The 3,287-nt window shown below is 67.9% G+C and carries 2 protein-coding genes; both read left to right on the plus strand.

What is annotated here, in order from left to right:
* The first annotated feature begins 134 nt into the window (after nt 1-134).
* Nucleotides 135-1,874: a condensation domain-containing protein gene (locus tag ACFWSK_RS37500; RefSeq protein WP_383796603.1), complete on the plus strand. Its 1,740-nt coding sequence runs from the start codon at nt 135-137 to the stop codon at nt 1,872-1,874.
* Nucleotides 1,874-3,287 (plus strand): condensation domain-containing protein (locus tag ACFWSK_RS37505; protein ID WP_383796606.1); only part of this gene is annotated, 1,414 nt, incomplete at its 3' end. The genes ACFWSK_RS37500 and ACFWSK_RS37505, both read left to right, overlap by 1 nt.

The following is a 3,287-nucleotide window of genomic DNA, read 5'->3' on the forward strand; positions in this document are numbered from 1 at the left end:
GGGTGGGTATTCCGTCGGTGGGTGAGTTGCGGGAGTTTGTGGGGCGGAGTCTGCCGGAGTTCATGGTTCCTTCGGTGTTTGTGGAGTTGGCGGGGTTGCCGTTGACTCCGAATGGGAAGGTTGATCGGGGGGCGTTGCCGGTTCCGGATGGTGTGCGGCCGGAGCTGGAGGGGTTTGTCGCGCCGGCGAACGCGACCGAGGAGTTGTTGGCGGGTGTGTGGGCGCAGGTTCTGGGCGTCGACCGGGTCGGGGCCCACGACAACTTCTTCGAACTCGGCGGAGACTCCATCATCAGCATCCAGGTGGTGGCTCGGGCACGGGAGTTCGGCATCCATGTCACCGTCGCCCAGCTGTTCGATCACCAGACGGTTGCGGGCCTCGCGGCAGTGGCCGAGAAGCAGAGCGCGGCCATTGCCGAACAGGGCCTGGTCATCGGTGACTTCCCGTTGTCCCCGATCCAGCGCTGGTTCTTCGACCAGGATCTGAACAAGCCCGGACACTTCAACCAGTCGATGCTTCTCGACGTCACCCAACGGGTGGAACCCGAGCTGATGCGCGGCGCCGCCGCCGCGGTGCTCGAACAGCACGACGCGCTGAGATCGAGGTTCGTCCGGGACGGCGACCAGTGGGTCGGCCGCGTGCCGGCCGCCGAGCCGACCGACTCCGTACGGGTCATCCGGAGCACGGGCCTCGACGACGACGAGGAGTGGGTGTTCCTGAACGCCCGGGGCAACGAGGTGCAGGCCGGCCTCGACCTGGCGGACGGACCGCTTCTGCGCATCGTGGTGTTCGACCGCGGCGACCGGGGACAGCTGCTGTTCGTAGTGGCCCATCACCTGGTGGTGGACGCAGTGTCCTGGGCCGTGATCCTTGAGGACCTGACGGCCGCCTATGGACAGATCGAGCGCGGACTCCCGGTGAAACTGCCGGCGAAGACGACCTCGTTCATGGGCTGGACGCAGCGGCTGACGGAACTGGCGGCATCTCCCGCAGTCGCGGCGGAGGCGGCGTACTGGCGGGCGGCCGAGGCCGCAGGCGGCACAGTGCCCCGCGACCACGACGGAGCGAACACCATCGCATCGACACAGGAGCTGTCGGTCACGCTCGACGCCGAGCAGACCGAGCGACTGCTGCGGGAAGTGCCGGGAGCATTCCGGACACAGATCAACGACGTGCTCCTGAGCGTGCTGGGGACCGTGCTCACGGAATGGTGCCAGGCGCCGTCGGTGGTCGTGGACCTGGAGGGCCACGGCCGCGAGGACGTGGGATCCGACATCGACGTCTCGCGGACAGTCGGCTGGTTCACCAGCGTGTACCCGGTGGTACTCGGCGGTGCTTCCGGCGGGGACCCGGGGGAGGCACTGCGCCGTACGAAGGAGTACCTGCGGGAGATTCCGCGCAAGGGCCAGGGCTACGGCCTCCTGCGCCATCTGACCGACTGGACACCGAGCGCGGGTGCGGGCGCGGAACTGGCCTTCAACTATCTGGGTCAGACGACTCTGGCGGTCGGCGCGGCCAGCGGCTCCGGAGGACGGTTCACACCGACCGGCCGGGCGCTAGGCGACGCCCAGTCGGCACAGGGGTCGCGTACGCACCTCATCGAGATCAACAGCCAGATCGCGCTGGGCCGCCTGGAGCTGGTCTGGATGTACAGCGATCAGGTGCACGACCGGGCGACGGTGCTTCGCCTCGCGCAGCGCTACATCAAGGTTCTCCAGGACCTCATCGAGTACTGCTGCCGCCCCGAGGCGGGCGGATACACGCCGTCCGACTTCCCCCTGGCCAGCGTGGACCAGGACCTGCTCGACCTTATTCAACAGCGCTTTGACTCACCCGAACACACCGGTGAGATCGCCGATTCCGGAGGTTCGTGATGATGGCATTCGACGCGGCGGCAGGCCGACGGGGTCGGGCGATCGAGAACATCTACCCGCTGACCGCCCTGCAGCAGGGCATGTTGTTCCACACCGAGCTGGCCGACGAGCCCGGGATGTACTGGGTGCAGGACGGGATGATGCTGGAGGGCGAGCTGGATCTGGACGCCCTGCGCCGGGCGTGGGAGCTGATGTTCTCCCGGCATGAGGTGCTGCGTACCACCGTCGTGCGGGAAGGCGTCGCCACGCCGCTGTCGGTGGTGTCCCGGTCCGTTCCCCTGCCGCTCCAGGTGCTTGATGTGTCACACCTGGACGAGGCGGGCCGGCAGGAGGCGATCGACGCCTATCTCGCCTCCGACTGGGAGCGCGGCGCAGACTTCGCCGCCCCGACCCTGGTGCGGATCGCGGTGATCGGCCTGGCCGCAGACCGCCATCAGCTGGTGTGGAGCTACCACCACATGCTCCTCGACGGCTGGAGTGCCCCGATCGTGGTGGCCGAGCTGATGGACGCCTACCAGGCGTACCGGGCGGGAGGCGAGCCGCGGCTTCCGGTACGTAGGTCCTTCCGGGACTTCGTCGGATGGGTGTCCGGGCAGGACCTCGACGCCGCTCGTGGGTACTGGCGCGAGCGCCTCGCCGGAATCACCGAGGCGACCTCCCTGGGTATCGAGCGCGCCACCGGCGACCAGGGACCGGGCGAGGCCCGGGTCCCACTGTCCGCGGAGGTGGCCGGCAACGGGCTCACCGAGTTCGCGCGCCGGCATCGTCTGACGCCGAACACGGTGGTGCAGGCGGCTTGGGCCATAGTCATGTCCCTGTACTCGGGCAGCGACGACGTGCTGTTCGGTGTCACCACGTCGGGCCGCGACGGCCAGCTCGACGGCATGGAGTCGATGGTCGGGATGCTGCTCAACACCACCCCTGTCAGGATTCGAGTCGACCGGGACGAGCCGCTCACGGCCTGGCTGACACGCCTGCAGGACGAACAGGTGAGGGCCCGGCAGTACGAGCACACCCCGCTGGTGACGATCGCGGCCTGTAGCGAACTGCCGCCCGGGAAACCCCTGTTCAACAGCCTCTTCGTATTCGAGAACTTCCCCGTCCAGGACCTGGAGGAGGAGGAACGGAGCGCGGAGGCGAGCGGGCTGCGCGCCGGGATGAACTATGGCCGGGAGCAGGCCAACTATCCGCTGAGTGTGACCGCGAGTTCCGGCCGCGAACTGCTGATCAAGCTGTCCTACGACCGTGCCCAGGTCGACGCGGACGCGATGGACCGGATGGCCGTTCACATGGCTCGCGTGCTGGAGTCGATCGTCACCGATGTGGGTGTGCGGGTGGGGGATGTGTCGGTGTTGTCGGTGGGTGAGCGTGAGTTGGTGGTGGAGGGGTGGAATGGTTTGTCGGTGGGGTTGC

The sequence above is a fragment of the Streptomyces sp. NPDC058620 genome, from assembly GCF_042717135.1.
Classification (GTDB): Bacteria; Actinomycetota; Actinomycetes; order Streptomycetales; family Streptomycetaceae; genus Streptomyces.